This window comes from Xanthomonas sp. NCPPB 2250 (assembly GCF_056725265.1).
Genome location: NZ_CM161520.1, coordinates 5,067,003 through 5,083,658, shown reverse-complemented (window position 1 = coordinate 5,083,658; position 16,656 = coordinate 5,067,003). Strand labels below are relative to the sequence as shown.

Below are 16,656 nucleotides of genomic sequence, written 5' to 3'. Positions count from 1 at the left end.
GTAACGGCAATGTATGGGGTATGTGGCAGCCGTCGGCGCGGCCGGCGTGGCGCACGGCGCGGGCGGGCGGCTAAGGTGGAGGACCGCCCACGACCCGCCTGCGCATGACCTCCCTGGACGACACCGCGATCCCCCCGCTCCCGGAGCTGCTGGCGGCGCTGGAGGCCGGCCAGGCGCAGATCCTCGAACGCGGCGCCCGCGCCTACCTGCGGCAGCATCCCGACGATGTCCTGGCCAGCAGCCTGCTGGCGATGAGCCTGCAGATGCAGGGCCAGCCGGCGCCGGCCGCCGCGGTGTACCGCAGGCTGGCCGAACGCGAGCCGCACGAGGTGGCGCACTGGAACAACCTGGGCACCGCGCTGCGCGAAGCCGGCGAACCCGGCCCGGCCGCCGAGGCCTATCTGCGCGCCCGCGCGCTGGCACCGGACGATCCGCTGCCGCACCACAACCTGGGCCTGCTGGCGATGGACGTCGGCGACTACGCCGCGGCCCGCGAACACCTGCTCGATGCCCACGCGCTGGCGCCGCAGGCGCCGCCGCTGTGCGTGCACGCGGCGATGGCCTGCCACGAATGCGGCGATTTCCAACGCGTGCAGGCGCTGATCGCCGACTGGCGGCAGTGGCCGCCGCTGGATCCGGACACCACCGTGGAACTGGCCTGGCTGCTGTCGCAGGGCGGCGAGACCGACACCGCCTGCGACCTGCTGCGCGCCTGCGCCGAGGGGCCGATGGCGCAACCGGCGCGTGCCTGGTCGCGGCTGGTGCTGGTGCTCGAGCGCGCCAACCGCCTGCCGCAGGCGCGCGAGGCTGCCGCGCAGCTGCCGCCGCCGGAACGCATCGACGACCCGGACGTGCGCCAGGACGCCAGCAATGCGCTGGCGGTGCTGGCCATGCGCGAGGGCCACTGGCAGCAGGCGCATGTGCTGCTGCGCGGGCTGCTGGCCGACGGCAGTGCGGTCGACCGGCGCAAGCAGAGCAACCTGTTCTTCGCCCTGGCACGCGTCTGCGACCGCCTCGGCCTTCACGACGAAGCGCTGCAGGCCTGCGCGCAGGGCCATGCCGGCCAGGTCGAGGGCCTGGCCGCGCTGGTGCCGGAGCTGGCAACGGCGGACGCACCGCCATTGCCGGTCGCGCAATCCCGCTGGGATCCGGCACGCCATGCCGCGGCACGGCCCGTGACGGCGCCGGCCATGGCCGACTCGCCGATCTTCGTGGTCGGTTTCCCGCGCTCGGGCACCACCTTGCTGGAACAGATGCTCGACGCCCACCCGCAGTTGGTGGCGATGGACGAGCGGCCGTTCCTGCAGGGGCTGGCCGATCGCCTGGACGCGCGCGGCGTGGCCTGGCCGGATGGGCTGGGCGAGCTCGACGATGCCGCCTGTGACGCGCTGCGCGCCGAGTACTGGCAGGCGGTGCGCGGGGTGGTGCAGCTGCAGCCGGGCCAGCGCCTGGTAGACAAGAACCCGCTGAACCTGCTGCGCCTGCCGCTGATCCGGCGCCTGTTCCCGGAGGCGCCGGTGATCCTGGCGCTGCGCCACCCCTGCGACGTACTGCTGAGCTGCTACATGCAGGCATTCCGCTCGCCGGCCTTCGCCCTGCTGTGTGCCAGCCTGCCGCGGCTGGCGCGCGGCTATGCCGACGCGATGGAGTTCTGGCTCTACCACGCCGCCTTGCTGCAGCCGCGCGCGCTGGAGTTGCGCTACGAGGACCTGGTGGCCGATCCGCAGGTGCAGGTGGCGCGCCTGGGTCAGTTCCTGCAGCTGGAGCAGCCGGAACGGCTGCTGGACTTCCAGCGCCACGCACGGGCCAAGGGCTTCATCAGCACGCCCAGCTACGCGCAGGTGGTGGAGGGCATCAACCGCAATGCCCTGGACCGCTGGCACGCCTACCGCGACGCCTTCGCGCCGGTGCTGCCGCTGCTGCAGCCGTTCCTGCGACGCTGGGACTACCGCGTCGACTGAGTGTTGCGTGTTGTCTGAACCGTTCCCGTCTGCTGGTTGAACGGCAAAAACGCAGCGTGCGCTGTACCGCGCTTGAAGCGGTGTTTTTGTCAGGGGCTGGCGCACGTTGGCACACCGAAACAACACCCTTCTTATAAAAAACTAACAAGTGCCTGACGGTCCTGTAATGGACCGCTGGCCCGAGGCATCCATTTCACCCGCCGCGCGTTTCCGCGCCCGGGACGGTTCGCGCCTGCGTGCAGCCGGCGCTTGTCGCACATCACATGAGGTCTTCCCGATGTCCGTAGCAAAGAACAGACTCGCTCACGCCGTTTGCCTGGCCATGGCGACGCTTCCCGCCACGCTCTATGCGCAGAGCGCCACGCCGGCGGCGTCCGCGTCCGGCGACGCGCCGGTGACCCTGGACAAGCTCACCGTCACCGGTTCGCTGGTGCGCCGCGTGGATGTGGAGACCGCCAGCCCGGTCGCCGTGGTCGATCGCCAGCAGATCCAGCAGAGCGGCAAGCAGACCCTGGGTGACCTGCTGCAGGCGCTGCCCGGCATCGCCGGCGCCGCGACCAACCCGCAGGTCAACAACGGCGGCGGCGACGGCGCCTCGACCATCTCGCTGCGCGGCCTCGGCGACGAGCGCACGCTGATCCTGATCGACGGCCACCGCATCCAGAACAACGACGTCAACTCGATCCCGGCCAACATGATCGACCACGTCGAAGTGCTGAAGGTCGGCGCCTCGGCGATGTACGGCTCCGACGCGATCGGCGGCGTGGTCAACTTCATCCTGCGCAAGAACTTCGAAGGCGGCGAAGTCTCCGCCAACTACGGCCAGACCAGCCGCGGCGACGGCGCGCGCCAGGGCGGCAGCTTCACCTTCGGCAAGACCTGGGACCGCGGCAACGTCGTGGTCGGCCTGGACTACAACAAGCAGAAGGACGTCTCCACCGCCAACCGCGCGTTCTCCAAGTACGCGATGTACCTGTCCAGCGGCAGCGTCTACAAGGGCGGTTCCGCACGGACCCCGACCGGTTACTACAAGCTGCCGGCGGCGACCCTGGCGGCCAACGGCTGCAAGCCCGACGGCGCGCTGACCGGCAACGGCAACGGCGGCTACAAGTGCTACAGCTCCTCGGCCGATTCGTACAACTACGAGGCGCAGAACCTGCTGCTGACGCCGCAACAGCGTGTCGGTGGCTTCGTGCTCGGCAGCTTCAACATCACCGACTCGATGCAGGCGTACGTCAACGCCTACCACAACCACACCATGTCGAACTTCGCGATCGCGCCGCTGCCGCTCGACGCGCAGAACGACGGCATCACCGTCGCCGCCAACAATCCGTACAACCCGTTCGGCGTGGAGTTCGGCCCCAACGGTTACGAGTATCAGACGCGCTTCACCTCGCTCGGCCAGCGCGAAGGCTTCTACGACACGGCCACCGATCAGGACGTGATCGGCCTGAAGGGCGGCATCGGCGACAGCAGCTGGGTGTGGGATGCCAACTTCAACTATGGCCACTACCGTCAGCGCAATTGGAGCCACGGTTACGTCGATTATGCCGCGCTGCAGAACGCGATCAACAGTGGGCAGGTCAACATCCTGGACCAGGGCAGCCCGGCCACGGTCGCATGGTTGCAGACCAACGAATCGATCCCGCGCCTGGAGACCACCACTATCATGCGGCAGTGGGAAGCCAGCGCCAACGGCAGCCTGTGGGAGATGCCGGCCGGTGCCGCGCAGCTGGCGGTGGGCGCGCTGTACCGCAAGGAGAGCCTGAACTCCACGGTGTCGGCGAATGCGCTGATCAATAGCGACAACACCTGCGCGGTCTCTTCCGAAGCCTGTTCCTCGCCGCTGAGCGGCAGCTTCAACGTCAAGGAGGCCTACGCGCAGCTGTTCATGCCGGTGCTGGAGCAGTCCTCGCCGATCGGCGCGCTCAACCTGACCCTGAGCGACCGCTACTCCGACTACAGCAGTGTGCGTTCGGGCAACAACAGCGCTTCGTTCCAGGTTGAGTGGCGGCCGATTCACGACTTGATGGTGCGCGGCACGGCGGCGCAGGTGTTCCGTGCGCCGACCATCACCGACATCTATCAGGGCCCGACCGCCGACGCGCCGAACTTCATCGACCCGTGCGTCGGCTATAGCGGCAGTGGCCATGCCAACGCATGCGCAGGCGTGCCGGCCGGCTTTAGCGGCACAGGCCTGTCGCAGACCAACGCGATCAAGTCGGGCGCCACGTATGTCGGCTACCAGCTCAAGCCGGAGAAGGGCACCTCGTTCGACTACGGTCTGGTCTACAGCCCCGAGTACGTGCCGGGCCTGTCGGTCAATCTCGACTGGTGGAAGGTCAAGCTCAACGACCTGATCCAGCCGATCTCCGCGCAGACCGTGGCCGACCTCTGCTACAACGATGACAACAGCCCGTACTGCAGCTACATCCACCGTTACGCTGCCGGTACCGTCAGCGCCGGCAACATCGACCACATCCAGACGCCTGTGGTCAACATCGGCAAGCTCAACACCCAGGGCATCGACCTGGGCGCGAGCTACGCGCTGCCCGACACCGACTACGGCAAGTTCACCGTGGCCGTTGACAGCACCTACCTGCACCGCTACGACATCGACACCGGGGATACGGTGGTGCACATGGCCGGACGCTACAACTCGTCCTACGGCAACTACGCGCACTGGCGTGCGCACGCCCTGGTCGGCTGGAAGCTGGGCAACTGGGATGCGAGCTGGACCACCCGCTGGATCGGCAAGATGCAGGTCGGCAGCGGCGACCTGAGCCAGAACATGTCCGCCGACGCCCAGTTCAAGGGCGTGGTATTGGACTACGGCAGCTACATGTACCACAACCTGCAGGTGGGCTACGACATGGCCGGGGCCAACCTGCGCCTGGATCTGGGCGTGGACAACCTGACCAACAAGCAGCCGCCGATGATGTACCAGAACAACGTTTTGAACGCGAACACCGACGTGAGCACCTACGACACGCTCGGCCGCTACTACTGGATGCGTGCTACGTACAAGTTCTAATGCGTAAGGGTTTGTTGTAAGGGAAATGGCGTTGGCGCCCCTTCATGGGGCGCCGATTCCAGGTGTGGTGTTCTGTTGTCTGCTTTTTTGCTTGTGGGGAATTCCTCGGTACTTTCTTTAATTTCAACGGCAAGGATTTAGCTCATGAAATTTGCATATGGTCTGTTGGGAGTAGTTCTGTCCGCCGCATCGTTCGGCGCAAGCGCAACCGTCGTCACCGACAGGGTCGATGAAATCTTCATCCAATGCGCCGACTGCGCTGTGGCGAAAAATACGGACGCCGTGCTGGGCTACGTGAAGATCGCGCTTAGTGCCTACGCATCCGCAGCAAGTAGTAACGGTTGGGGACCTGTCAAGGTCGGCAATCAAGTCCAGATCGAGAAGTACACGCAGACACCTGGTGGCTATCTTCTTGTCGACCACTACTACACGATCAAGAATCTTCCGGTCACCTCTTTCAATGACTTGATCGATGGGGGTGTCGAGCGGGATTCGGATGTCAGAGCCGTTCCTGCGAGGGCGCAGGCGGAAGCGTCAATGAAAGGCGATGTTGCCAGCTTCGTCGAAAGCTTCGCGGATTCTGGTGGCGTAACGACGATTTACGGATTCTTCCCACAGAACTGATGAAAGTTGATTGCGCCGCGTCACCCAATTCCATGGGTGGCGCGGCGCAATGCCATTGCAATGGCGGCGGCGTGGCCTCGCCAATGACGCATTCTCACGGTCGATGCCTGGCATTACGCCGGAGCGCCTGCTGATCTTCCCGCCTTACAGGATGTTCCTGCACGCCGGGCTGCCGCCGCGCAGCGGCGACAAGTACATCCTGTCCACCTATCTCGAATTCACCGCCAAGCCGGCCTGACCCAAGACGCCGTCAGTGTGGGATGGGCGCGCACGTCGCTGCACGTCCCCACTCCCGAATCGCCGATCCCGGCCGCACCAGCGCCAGGTCGCTCAACCTGCACCATGCAGATGCTCGAACAGGATGGTGCTGCCGATCGCGATCAGCAGGGCGCCGCCGACGATCTCCGCGCGCTTGCCGGCGAGCGCGCCCAGCGCGCGGCCGAGCATGATGCCCAGGGTGACCATGGTCAGCGTGCACAGGCCGATGATCGCCGCGACCTCAACGATGTTCACGTCGAGGAAGGCCAGGCCGACGCCGACCGCCATCGCGTCGATGCTGGTGGCGAAGCCGGTGGCGGCCAGGTTCCAGAAGCCGTGGCGCTTGGGCGCGGCCTCCTCGGGCGTGTCGGACTCCGGCTTGAGGCCGGCGACGATCATGTGCACGCCCAGTGCGCCGAGCAGGCCGAAGGCGATCCAGTGGTCGAAGGCGACCACGTACTTGGACGCGGCCTGGCCGAGTACCCAGCCCAGCGCCGGGGTCAGTGCCTCGATGCAGCCGAAGATCAGGCCGGCACGCAGCGCGTCGGCCCAGCGCGGGCGTTGCATCGCCGCGCCCTTGCCGACGGCGGCGGCGAAGGCGTCGGTCGACATGGCGATGCCGAGCAGGAGAATCGAGAGAAACGACATGGGGGACCGTACCGGGACAGGCGACAACGACGAGCGCGCGCGCCCGGCCTTCGCCTTGCGCACTCGCCGCTGGTCTCGCCAACCGAACTGGCTGCCCGTACCACGGCGCATCGGCCGAGTCTGTTGATACGGGCGCTGTCCGCGCAGGTCGGACAGCAGGCTACTCCCCAAGGGGACGCGCAGTCTAACAGCGGCCAACTGCGGCGAACATCCCTGGAACGCACGCGAACCTGCAGCTTATCTTGATAGCTGCGGCTATATCGGCGATGGCTCTGCGGCATACGGCAAATGCGCTGGAGACGCGGAGGATGCTCGCCTCTCTGCCCATGTCGTTGCCTGCGGTGGCGCTCAGCCGTGGAGCGCGAGCGGGCGAATGTGCGCGCTCCTTCAGGACAGCGCCACGGACTCGTCTCCTTGTTCCCGCATGCAGCAACCGACGCATCGCCGCTGCGCGGCGGGACTGAAGGACACCCCTGATAACGCGTTATTGCCGCGGCTCGGCATGATGTCCTGTCTCGATTGCAGGAGCGGCTTCAGCCGCGACGGGCATTCCCGGTAACGTCCGTCGCGGCTGAAGCCGCTCCTGCAAATGGCCTTCGTCGCTGTTAGGGATGCCCTGAAGTCCCTCCCACAACGGGGCACCCAGCGCGCCGTGTGCGCTCGGGCAACGGACGCGCAAGCGCCGCACCCGTACCGCTCGCGCCTTTGACAGGCGCCGCCGCGGCTCAGTCCTCTTCCGGCGGCAGCACTATGGCGTCGCTGTCGATGGCCAGCTTGCCGGCCAGCAGCACCGCCTGGGTGCGGTTGGTGACGCCGAGCTTGCGCAGGATCGCGGTGACGTGTGCCTTGATGGTGGCTTCGGACACGCCCAGGTCGTAGGCGATCTGCTTGTTGAGGCTGCCGGCACCGAGCATCTGCAGCACCCGGAACTGCTGCGGCGTCAGTTCGCGCAGGCGCTGCCCGACCTCGCGTTCGGCGCGGTCGGTGGGCGGTACGTTGTGCGCTTCCGGCGGCGCCCAGTGTTCGCCGTCCAGCACCGTGCCCAGCGCCAGGCCGATGGTGTCCGAGTCGGCCGACTTGGGAATGAAGCCGAACGCGCCGTGGTCCAGCGCGCGCCGCATCACCGTCGGCTCCTCGCGCGCGGACACCACCACCACCGGCAACTGCGGATGCAGCGCGCGCATGTGCACCAGCGCGCTGAAGCCCTGCGCGCCGGGCATGTTGAGATCCATCAGCAGCAGATCGGCATCGGCATGGCGATCGGCCAGCGCGTACAGCGCCTCGACGCTGTCGGCCTCGTACAACTGCACCCCCGGCATCACCCGCTGCACCGCCCCACGCAGCGCCTCGCGGAACAGAGGATGGTCGTCGGCGATCAGCAGGGTGGGCATGGGGCGGGGATTCGGGAGTGGGGATTCGGGATTCGCAACAGCAAGGGCGCGGCGTCGTGCGGAAAACGAGAGCGGGAAGGGAAGCCGCTTTGGCGAATCCCCAATCCCGACTCCCGAATCCCGACGCGCGTCAGCGCGTCAACCGCTCGTTCACCAACGAATCCACCACCGACGGATCGGCCAGGGTCGAGGTGTCGCCGAGCTGGTCGGGGGCGTTCTCGGCGATCTTGCGCAGGATGCGGCGCATGATCTTGCCCGAGCGGGTCTTGGGCAGGCCAGGCGCCCACTGCAGGTGGTCGGGGGCGGCGATCGGGCCGATCTCCTTGCGCACCCAGGCCACCAGTTCCTTGTGCAGGGCCTCGCTCGGCTGCTCTTCGGCGACCAGGGTCACGTAGGCGTAGATGCCCTGGCCCTTGATGTCGTGCGGGAAGCCGACCACCGCCGCTTCGGCGACCTTCGGGTGGGAGACCAGTGCGCTCTCCACTTCGGCGGTGCCGATGCGGTGGCCGGAGACGTTGATGACGTCGTCGACGCGGCCGGTGATCCAGTAGTAGCCGTCGGCATCGCGGCGGCAGCCATCGCCGGTGAAATAGCTGCCCGGGTAGGTGCGGAAATAGGTGTCGATGAAGCGCTGGTGGTCGCCGTAGACGGTGCGCATCTGCCCCGGCCAGGAATCGCGCAGCACCAGGTTGCCCTCGGTGGCGCCTTCCAGGATCTCGCCGTCGGCGCTGACCAGCGCCGGCTGCACGCCGAAGAACGGCAGCGTCGCCGAGCCGGGCTTGAGGTCGATGGCGCCGGCCAGCGGGGTGATCAGGATGCCGCCGGTCTCGGTCTGCCACCAGGTGTCCACGATCGGGCAGCGGCCGTCGCCGACCACGTCGTAGTACCAGCGCCAGGCCTCCGGATTGATCGGCTCGCCGACGCTGCCGAGCAGGCGCAGGCTCGTGCGCGCGGTCTTCTTCACCGGCGCCTCGCCCTCGCGCATCAGCGCGCGGATCGCAGTCGGGGCGGTGTAGAAGATCGTCACCTGGTGCTTATCGATGACTTCCCAGAAGCGCGACACGCTCGGGTAGTTGGGCACGCCTTCGAACATCAGCGCGGTGGCGCCGTTGGCCAGCGGCCCGTAGACGATGTAGCTGTGGCCGGTGACCCAGCCCACGTCGGCGGTGCACCAGTAGATGTCGTCCTCGCGCAGGTCGAACACGGTTTCGTGGGTGTAGGCCGCGTACAGCAGGTAGCCGGCGGTGGTGTGCAGCACGCCCTTGGGCTTGCCGGTGGAGCCGGAGGTGTAGAGGATGAACAGCGGGTCCTCGGCGTTCATGCGCTCGGGTTCGCACTCGGCCGCCTGGGTGTCGACCACGTCGTGGAACCAGCGGTCGCGCGGGGCCTGCATGTCCACCGCGCCGCCGGTGTGGCGTACCACCAGCACGGTCTCCACGCTGGTGGTGCCGGGCAGCTTCAGCGCCGCGTCCACGTTCGCCTTGAGCGGGATCTTCTTGCCGCCGCGCAGGCCTTCGTCGGCGGTGATGATCAGCTTGCTGCCGCAGTCGATCACGCGGTCGGCGATCGAGTTGGGCGCGAAGCCGCCGAACACCACCGAGTGGATCGCGCCGATGCGCGCGCAGGCCAGCATCGCCACCGCCGCGTCGGGGATCATCGGCAGATAGATGGTGACGCGGTCGCCCTTGCGCACGCCCAGCGCGCGCAGCGCGTTGCCGAGCCGGCACACGCGCTCGTACAGCTCGCGATAGGTGACGCGGTAGGACGGCGCGTCCGGGCTGTCCGGCTCGAACAGCAGCGCGGTCTTGTCGCCGCGGGTGGCCAGTTGCCGGTCCAGGCAGTTGACGCTGGCGTTGAGTTCGCCGTCGTCGAACCAGCGGATGTGGAAGTCGTCCAGGGCGAAGCTGACGTCCTTGATCCGGGTCGGCTTCTTGAACCAGTCCAGGCGCTCGGCCACCTTGCCCCAGAACGCCTCCGGCTGTTCCACCGATTGCGTGTATTGGGTCTGGTACTGGGTCTTGTCGACCCGCGCACGGGCGGCGAACTGCGGATCGACGGGGTAGAGATCGGCCATGGTTCCCTCTGCATTGAACGGGGCGCCGCATGCGGCGGCGCGTCAACGCGCAGTGTGCCGCATCCGGCGTTAAGCGCACACGCGCCGGGCCTTAGACGATGGTCGTAACTCAGCCGACGTTCGACTAATGGCCAATAGGCGCGGCCGGTGCGGTCGCGCACGCTGGGCTACGGCCGTGCGCATGCGTGCGGCCATCCATTATTCGGGAGGGAGTAATGAGCAACCGCATCGCATCCCTGGCGCGTCGCCCGTTGGCGGCCGCGCTGTTGGTGGCCCTGGTCGCGCCTGGCGCGGCCTTCGCCCAAGGCAAACCCTCGGCGCGCGAGCAGGCGCTGGAGACCCGCGTGGCCGAGCTGGAGCGGCAGGTGCAGCAACTGCTGTCCGCGCAGCAACAGCAGCAGGGGCAGATCGCGCAGACCCAGACCGAGGTCGCCGCGGTCCGCTCGACCCAGGCCGCGCCGCCGCCTGCACCCCCGGCGCCGCCGGCCGGCAAGGCGCCGATCCAGGTCACCACCATCACCCCGGGCGCCACGCCTGGCACCACCTTCAAGGTCGGCGGCTTCATCAAGGCCGATTTCCTGGCCACCCGCACCGGTGACGGCCAGCTCGCCGACGACGCCACCGGCCGCGCGCTGTACCTGCCCGGGCAGACCCCGGTGGGCGGCGCCAAGTCCGGTACCGACTACAACGCCCACGCCAAGTTCTCGCGGATCAACTTCGGCGTGGACAGCGTGACCGAAGGCGGCAACAAGGCCGGCGCGCTGGTGGAACTGGACTTCTTCGGCAATGCGCTGGGCACTCAGACCGCCACCAACACCTACGGCGCCACCCTGCGTCACGCCTACATGTACTGGAACCACTGGCTGGCCGGCCAGACCTGGTCCAACTTCATGGACCCGGCTGCGCTGCCGGAAGCGGCCGACTTCATCGGCCCCACCGACGGCGTGGTGTTCGTGCGCCAGGCGCAGCTGCGCTACACCAACGGCGGCTTCAGCATCGCCCTGGAGAACCCGGAGACCACCCTGTACACGCGCAGCGCGGCCGGCGTGGTCAGCACCGCCAGTTCCGACCGCGGCGCGCTGCCGGACCTGACCGTGCGCTACGGCTGGAAGGGCGACTGGGGCAGCTTCGGCGTCGCCGGCGTGGTCGGCCAGCAGAAGGTCGACAACCGCGCCACCGGCGCCGATGCCAGCAAGGCCTCGGGCGGGCTGACCCTGGGCGGCAAGTGGGTGGCCAGCGACAGCGACAGCCTGTTCTACCAGCTCACCGGCGGCGAAGGCATCGGCCGCTACATCGGCCTGGGCATCGCCCAGAACGCGGTGTACGACGCCGCCGACCGCGACCTGGACACGGTCGGGGTAGTCGCCGGCTACGTCGGCTGGCGCCACGCGTTCTCGCCCAAGCTGCGCACCAACCTGATCTACGCGCGCAGCGACTACGACAACGACACCGCGCGCACCGGCCTGGCCGTGACCAAGAGTGTGCAGAGCATCCGCGGCAACGTCTTCTACTCGCCGTTGCCCAAGGTCGATATCGGCGCCGAGCTGATGTACGGCAAGCGCGAGATCGAAAGCGGCGCCAAGGGCGACATCACCCGCCTGCAGTTCACCACCAAGTACAGCTTCTGATCCGCGCTGCGGTCACTACCCCGGAGGCACCACATGACCCTCTCCAACGACGCGCTGATCGCCAAGATCGACGCCAATCCGAAGTACCACGCGCTCAAGCGCCAGCGCAACGCGCTGGGCTGGACGCTGACCGTCCTGATGCTGCTGGCCTATTTCGGCTTCATCGGCCTGATCGCCTTCGACAAGGCGTTCCTCGCCCAGCCGATGGGCAGCGGCGTCACCACCATCGGCATCCCGATCGCGATCGGGGTGATGGTCTTCACCATCGCCATCACCGCGATCTACGTGCGTCGCGCCAACACCGTGTACGACCAGCTGACCGCCGCCATCCTCGAGGACGCCCGCCAATGAGCAAGCACCTGCGCTTCCTTCTGCTGCTGCTGGCCGCGCTGCTGCCGGCCGGCGTGGCCCTGGCCGCCGGCGGCGATGTCGGCCAGACCGACAAGCAGCCGACCAACTGGGTGGCGATCGGCATGTTCGCCTTCTTCGTCGCCGGCACGCTGTGGATCACCAAGTGGGCGGCGAAGAAGACCCGCTCGGCGTCGGACTTCTACACCGCCGGCGGCGGCATCACCGGCTTCCAGAACGGCCTGGCGATCGCAGGCGACTACATGTCGGCGGCCTCGTTCCTGGGCATCACCGCGGCGGTGATGACCAACGGCTACGACGGCCTGATCTACGCCATCGGCTTCCTGGTCGGCTGGCCGATCCTGACCTTCCTGATGGCCGAGCGCCTGCGCAACCTCGGCAAGTACACCTTCGCCGACGTGGCCGGCTACCGCTTCGCGCCGACCGCGATCCGCAGCTTCGCCGCCTCCGGCACGCTGGTGGTGGTGCTGTTCTACCTGATCGCGCAGATGGTCGGCGCCGGTGCGCTGATCAAGCTGCTGTTCGGCCTGGACTACTGGGTGGCGGTGAGCCTGGTCGGCGTGCTGATGATGGTCTACGTGCTGTTCGGCGGCATGACCGCCACCACCTGGGTGCAGATCATCAAAGCGGTGCTGCTGCTGACCGGCGTGACCTTCATGGCCGTGGCGATCATGTGGCACTTCAACTTCAGCTTCGAGGCGCTGTTCGCCGAGGGCGTGCGGGTGAAGACCGCGGTGGCGGCCAATGGCGGCGCCTCGCCGGAAGAGGCGGCCAGCGCCGGCCTGTCGATCATGGGCCCGGGCGGCTTCGTCAAGGATCCGATCTCGGCGATCTCCTTCGGCATGGCGCTGATGTTCGGCACCGCCGGCCTGCCGCACATCCTGATGCGCTTCTTCACCGTCCCCGATGCCAAGCAGGCGCGCAAGTCGGTGCTGTGGGCCACCACCTGGATCGGCTACTTCTACATCCTGATCTTCATCATCGGCTTCGGCGCCATCGCCCTGGTGCTGACCAACCCGCAGTTCGCCGACGTCGCCACCGGCACCATCCACGGCGGCAAGGGTGCGGCCAACATGGCGGCGGTGCTGGTCGGCAACGCGGTGGGCGGCAACGTGTTCATGGGCTTCATCTCCGCGGTGGCCTTCGCCACCATCCTGGCGGTGGTCGCCGGCCTGACCCTGTCCGGCGCCTCGGCGGTGTCCCACGACCTGTACGCCACGGTGATCAAGAACGGCAATCCGGCCCCGGGCTCGGAGCTGAAGGTGTCGCGCGTCACCACCATCGCGCTGGGCGTGATCGCGGTGCTGCTGGGCATCGTGTTCGAGAAGCAGAACGTGGCCTTCATGGTGTCGCTGGCCTTCGCCATCGCTGCCTCGGCCAACTTCCCGGTGCTGATCCTGTCGTTGCTGTGGAAGGACTGCACCACCCGCGGCGCGGTGATCGGCGGTTTCCTGGGCCTGATCTCCTCGCTGGTGCTGACGGTGCTGTCGCCGTCGGTGTGGGTGGACACTTTAGGCAACCCGACCGGTTCGGCGCCGTTCCCGTACACCTCGCCCGCGCTGTTCTCGGTGACCATCGGCTTCGTCGGCATCTGGCTGTTCTCGGTGCTGGACCGCAGCGCGCAGGCCGGCAAGGAACGCGCCGCGTTCAAGGCGCAGCAGATCCGCGCCGAAACCGGGTTGGGTGCCTCGCGCGGGTCCGGTCACTGAGCGTGCGCGCCTAGCAGGACGCGGCCAACGCCGCACGCGACGCCGGCCTTCGGGCCGGCGTCGTCGTCTATGCGGTGAGGCGGCGTTACCATGAGCGCCCGCTGCCTTCGTCGTGCCAACGCATGCGCTACCGCTGGATCCTGTTCGACGCCGACGACACCCTGTTCCACTTCGATGCCTTCGCCGGCCTGCAGCGCATGTTCGCCGGCTATGGCGTGCAGTTCGGCGAAGCGGAGTACGCTGACTACACGGCGTGCAACCGGCCGCTGTGGGTGCAGTATCAGAACGGTGCGATCACCGCGCTGCAATTGCAGCAGCGCCGTTTCGCCGACTGGGCGCAGCGCCTGCAGACCGCGCCGGAAACCTTGAACACGGCGTTCCTGGCGGCGATGGCCGAGCTGTGTGCGCCGCTGGACGGTGCGGTGGAGCTGCTCGACGCGCTGCGCGGGCGCGCCCGCCTGGGCCTGGTCACCAACGGCTTCGGCGCGCTGCAGAACGCGCGCCTGCAGCGTACCGGGCTGCACGACCGCTTCGAGGTCATCGCCATTTCCGAGGTGGTGGGTGTGGCCAAGCCGCACCCGGGGATCTTCGCGCACGCGCTGGCGCAACTCGGCGATCCGCCGCCGGCGCAGGTGCTGATGGTCGGCGACAACCCGCAGGCGGACATCGCCGGCGGCCTGGCCGCGGGCCTGCACACCTGTTGGTTCAATGCGCACGGCGCCGCCGCCCCGGAGGGCGTCGTGCCGCACCACCAGGTCGCCTCGCTGGCGCAGTTGCAGGCGTGGTTGCTGGAAGAGCCGGCGTAGTTCAAGCGCAGCTTCTCGCGTGTCTGGCGCCATCGGGTCGGGACTGAAGTCCCTCCCACAACGAGAACCGCGCCAGCATCGCGGGCCGAAGCAAAGCACACGGTAGGAGCGGCTTCAGCCGCGAGTGGCTCCATCGGGAACGGTTGTCGCGGCTGAAGCCGCTCCTACGGAGATGCGGGCGTTCGGTTGACGCGCGGCAAAAGCCGCTGCCGGGAGGCCTCCTTTCGTCCTGACGCCCGATCGCCGGGCTGCCGACAGGCAACGCAATCGCCGTCGTATAGTGCGCTCATGCCGACCTCCGTTGCCGATGCCGCTTCCACCGACACGCCGCTGGCCGCCCTGCCAGTCACCCTGCAGCGCCTGCGCGCGGCCTGGCAGTCGGCCAAGCCGGAGCGGGCGCAGCGCCGCGAGGACCTGCTGCGGCTGCGCGCGGCGCTGAAGCGGCGGTTGCCGGAGATGGCCGATGCCATCGCCGCCGACTTCGGCCACCGCTCGCGCCACGAATCGCTGATCGCCGACGGCATGACCGTGCTCGGCGAGATCGATCACCTGCTGCGCCATCTGAAGCGCTGGATGCGTCCGCAGCGGGTCGGCGCCGGCTGGCGGCTATGGCCGGCGCGTGCGGAAGTGCGGCCGGTGCCGGTCGGCGTGGTCGGGGTGATCGCGCCCTGGAACTACCCGGTCAACCTGGCGCTGATCCCGCTGGCTACCGCGATCGCTGCCGGCAACCACGTCTACCTGAAACCCTCCGAGCACACCCCGCGCAGCGCGCAGTTCCTGCAGTCGCTGCTGGCCGAGGTGTTCCCGCCGCAGCGGGTGGCGGTGGCGCTGGGCGGTGCCGAGGTGGCGTCGGCGTTCGCCGCGCTGCCGCTGGACCACCTGGTGTTCACCGGCTCCACCGCGGTCGGCCGCAAGGTGATGGCCGCCGCCGCCCCCAACCTGACCCCGCTGACCCTGGAACTGGGCGGCAAGTCGCCGGCCATCGTCTGCGCCGACTACCCGCTGGAGCAGGCCGCCGCGCGCCTGGCCACCGGCAAGTGGTTCAACGCCGGGCAGACCTGCATCGCCCCGGACTACGTGCTGGTCGACGCCGGTCGCGAGGCGGCGCTGGTGCAGGCGCTGCGTGCGCAGGTGCTGGCGCGCTACGGCGATTTCGCCAGCGCCGAGGACTACACCCGCATCGTCAACGAGGGCCAGTACCGGCGCCTGCGTGGCTACCTGGACGATGCCCGCGCGCGCGGGCTGGAGGTCATCGAACTGGCCACCGTGGCGCGCGAGCGCGCCGAGCGCGAGCGGCTGATCGTGCCCACGCTGGTGCTGCAGCCGGGCGACGACGCGCTGCTCATGCAGGAGGAGATCTTCGGCCCGATCCTGCCGGTGCGCAGCTACCGCTCCCTGGACGCGGCCATCGCCGAGATCAACAGCCGCGACCGGCCGCTGGCGCTGTATCCCTTCAGCCACGACCGCGCGCGGATCGAGACGATCCTGCACGCCACCATCGCCGGCGGCGTCACCGTCAACGACAGCCTGCTGCATTTCGCCGCCAACGCGCTGCCGTTCGGCGGCATCGGCCCCAGCGGCATGGGCGCCTACCACGGCCGCGCCGGCTTCGACGCCTTCAGCAAGGCGCTGCCGATCCTGTGGCAGTCGCGCCGCGCCGGCAGCGACCTGCTGAAGCCGCCGTACGCGCGGATCGCGCGCATGCTTTCGTTCCTGGTGCGGTGAGCGGGGCGTAGCCGACGTCCAGGGCGCGCGTGCATGGCGTGGCGGTAGGAGGCACGCGCGTGTAGGAGCGGCTTCAGCCGCGAGGCTTTACCGGTAACGCGTCGCGGCTGAAGCCGCTCCTACAAGGGAAATGCGTGTCTCGCCAAGGAAGCGATCAATAGAGGCGTGCTTCAGCCGCGACCGGTGAAGCCCTCCGATGCAGCCAAGCCTGGGCCCAGACCCGGACGGGCTGTGCAAGCGTCGGTCGCCCCCACAGATGTGGTCCGACCGATCCCGCCACCGGGACGCACCGCACCGCACCCACGGCCCCAAATCGCGGCGCAGTCCACAGTCCAACGCCGGGTCGCACCCCGGAAATAAATAATTCACAGTAAGTTATTAGGTTCTCGCCCGACGCCGCCGCCGATCACGGCGGCTCAGGCTCCTGCG

At 68.2% G+C, this 16,656-nt stretch carries 12 protein-coding genes; 9 read left to right on the top strand and 3 right to left on the bottom strand.

Features of this window, described 5'->3' with window-relative positions; genetic code table 11:
* The first annotated feature begins 104 nt into the window (after window positions 1-104).
* The 4 genes from AC1PMG_RS20900 (at window position 105) to AC1PMG_RS20885 (ending at window position 5,857) form a co-directional block, all read left to right on the top strand.
* Window positions 105-1,961 carry a sulfotransferase family protein gene (locus AC1PMG_RS20900; protein ID WP_481110124.1) on the top strand — a complete coding sequence of 619 codons (1,857 nt, stop codon included), beginning with the start codon at window positions 105-107 and terminating at the stop codon, window positions 1,959-1,961.
* A gap of 322 nt (window positions 1,962-2,283) precedes the next feature.
* Window positions 2,284-4,995, top strand: a complete 2,712-nt coding sequence (locus AC1PMG_RS20895; protein WP_481110123.1) for a TonB-dependent receptor — start codon at window positions 2,284-2,286, stop codon at window positions 4,993-4,995.
* Between the two features lie 144 nt (window positions 4,996-5,139).
* Window positions 5,140-5,619 (top strand): hypothetical protein, encoded by a 480-nt coding sequence (locus AC1PMG_RS20890; RefSeq protein ID WP_150409502.1) that lies wholly within the window; start codon window positions 5,140-5,142, stop codon window positions 5,617-5,619.
* Between the two features lie 103 nt (window positions 5,620-5,722).
* Entirely contained in the window at window positions 5,723-5,857 is a 135-nt protein-coding gene (locus AC1PMG_RS20885; protein WP_481110122.1) for a hypothetical protein, read from the top strand.
* Between the two features lie 92 nt (window positions 5,858-5,949).
* Here the strand turns inward: AC1PMG_RS20885 and mntP are convergent, their stop codons facing one another.
* The 3 genes from mntP to acs all read right to left on the bottom strand — a co-directional run bounded on the left by mntP (window position 5,950) and on the right by acs (window position 9,990).
* The gene (mntP, locus tag AC1PMG_RS20880) at window positions 5,950-6,525 is read right to left on the bottom strand and encodes a manganese efflux pump MntP (protein WP_017908356.1); all 576 of its coding nucleotides are present in this window, start codon (window positions 6,523-6,525) and stop codon (window positions 5,950-5,952) included.
* A 725-nt stretch (window positions 6,526-7,250) separates the two neighbouring features.
* Complete coding sequence (locus AC1PMG_RS20875; RefSeq protein WP_010342764.1) at window positions 7,251-7,916, bottom strand: response regulator transcription factor; 666 nt, start codon at window positions 7,914-7,916, stop codon at window positions 7,251-7,253.
* 130 nt (window positions 7,917-8,046) lie between these two features.
* Window positions 8,047-9,990: an acetate--CoA ligase gene (gene acs / locus AC1PMG_RS20870; protein ID WP_481110121.1), complete on the bottom strand. Its 1,944-nt coding sequence runs from the start codon at window positions 9,988-9,990 to the stop codon at window positions 8,047-8,049.
* A 215-nt stretch (window positions 9,991-10,205) separates the two neighbouring features.
* Here acs and AC1PMG_RS20865 point away from each other — a divergent pair, with 215 nt between their 5' ends.
* The 5 genes from AC1PMG_RS20865 (at window position 10,206) to AC1PMG_RS20845 (ending at window position 16,227) form a co-directional block, all read left to right on the top strand.
* Window positions 10,206-11,618: a DcaP family trimeric outer membrane transporter gene (locus tag AC1PMG_RS20865; protein WP_481110120.1), complete on the top strand. Its 1,413-nt coding sequence runs from the start codon at window positions 10,206-10,208 to the stop codon at window positions 11,616-11,618.
* Window positions 11,619-11,651: 33 nt separating this feature from the next.
* Window positions 11,652-11,969, top strand: a complete 318-nt coding sequence (locus tag AC1PMG_RS20860; RefSeq protein ID WP_481110119.1) for a DUF485 domain-containing protein — start codon at window positions 11,652-11,654, stop codon at window positions 11,967-11,969.
* Window positions 11,966-13,696: a cation acetate symporter gene (locus tag AC1PMG_RS20855; protein ID WP_481110118.1), complete on the top strand. Its 1,731-nt coding sequence runs from the start codon at window positions 11,966-11,968 to the stop codon at window positions 13,694-13,696. The genes AC1PMG_RS20860 and AC1PMG_RS20855 overlap by 4 nt, the downstream gene beginning before the upstream one ends.
* A gap of 122 nt (window positions 13,697-13,818) precedes the next feature.
* Window positions 13,819-14,502, top strand: a complete 684-nt coding sequence (yjjG, locus tag AC1PMG_RS20850; RefSeq protein WP_481110117.1) for a pyrimidine 5'-nucleotidase — start codon at window positions 13,819-13,821, stop codon at window positions 14,500-14,502.
* A 288-nt stretch (window positions 14,503-14,790) separates the two neighbouring features.
* Window positions 14,791-16,227 (top strand): coniferyl aldehyde dehydrogenase, encoded by a 1,437-nt coding sequence (locus AC1PMG_RS20845; protein ID WP_481110116.1) that lies wholly within the window; start codon window positions 14,791-14,793, stop codon window positions 16,225-16,227.
* Window positions 16,228-16,656 lie beyond the last annotated feature (429 nt).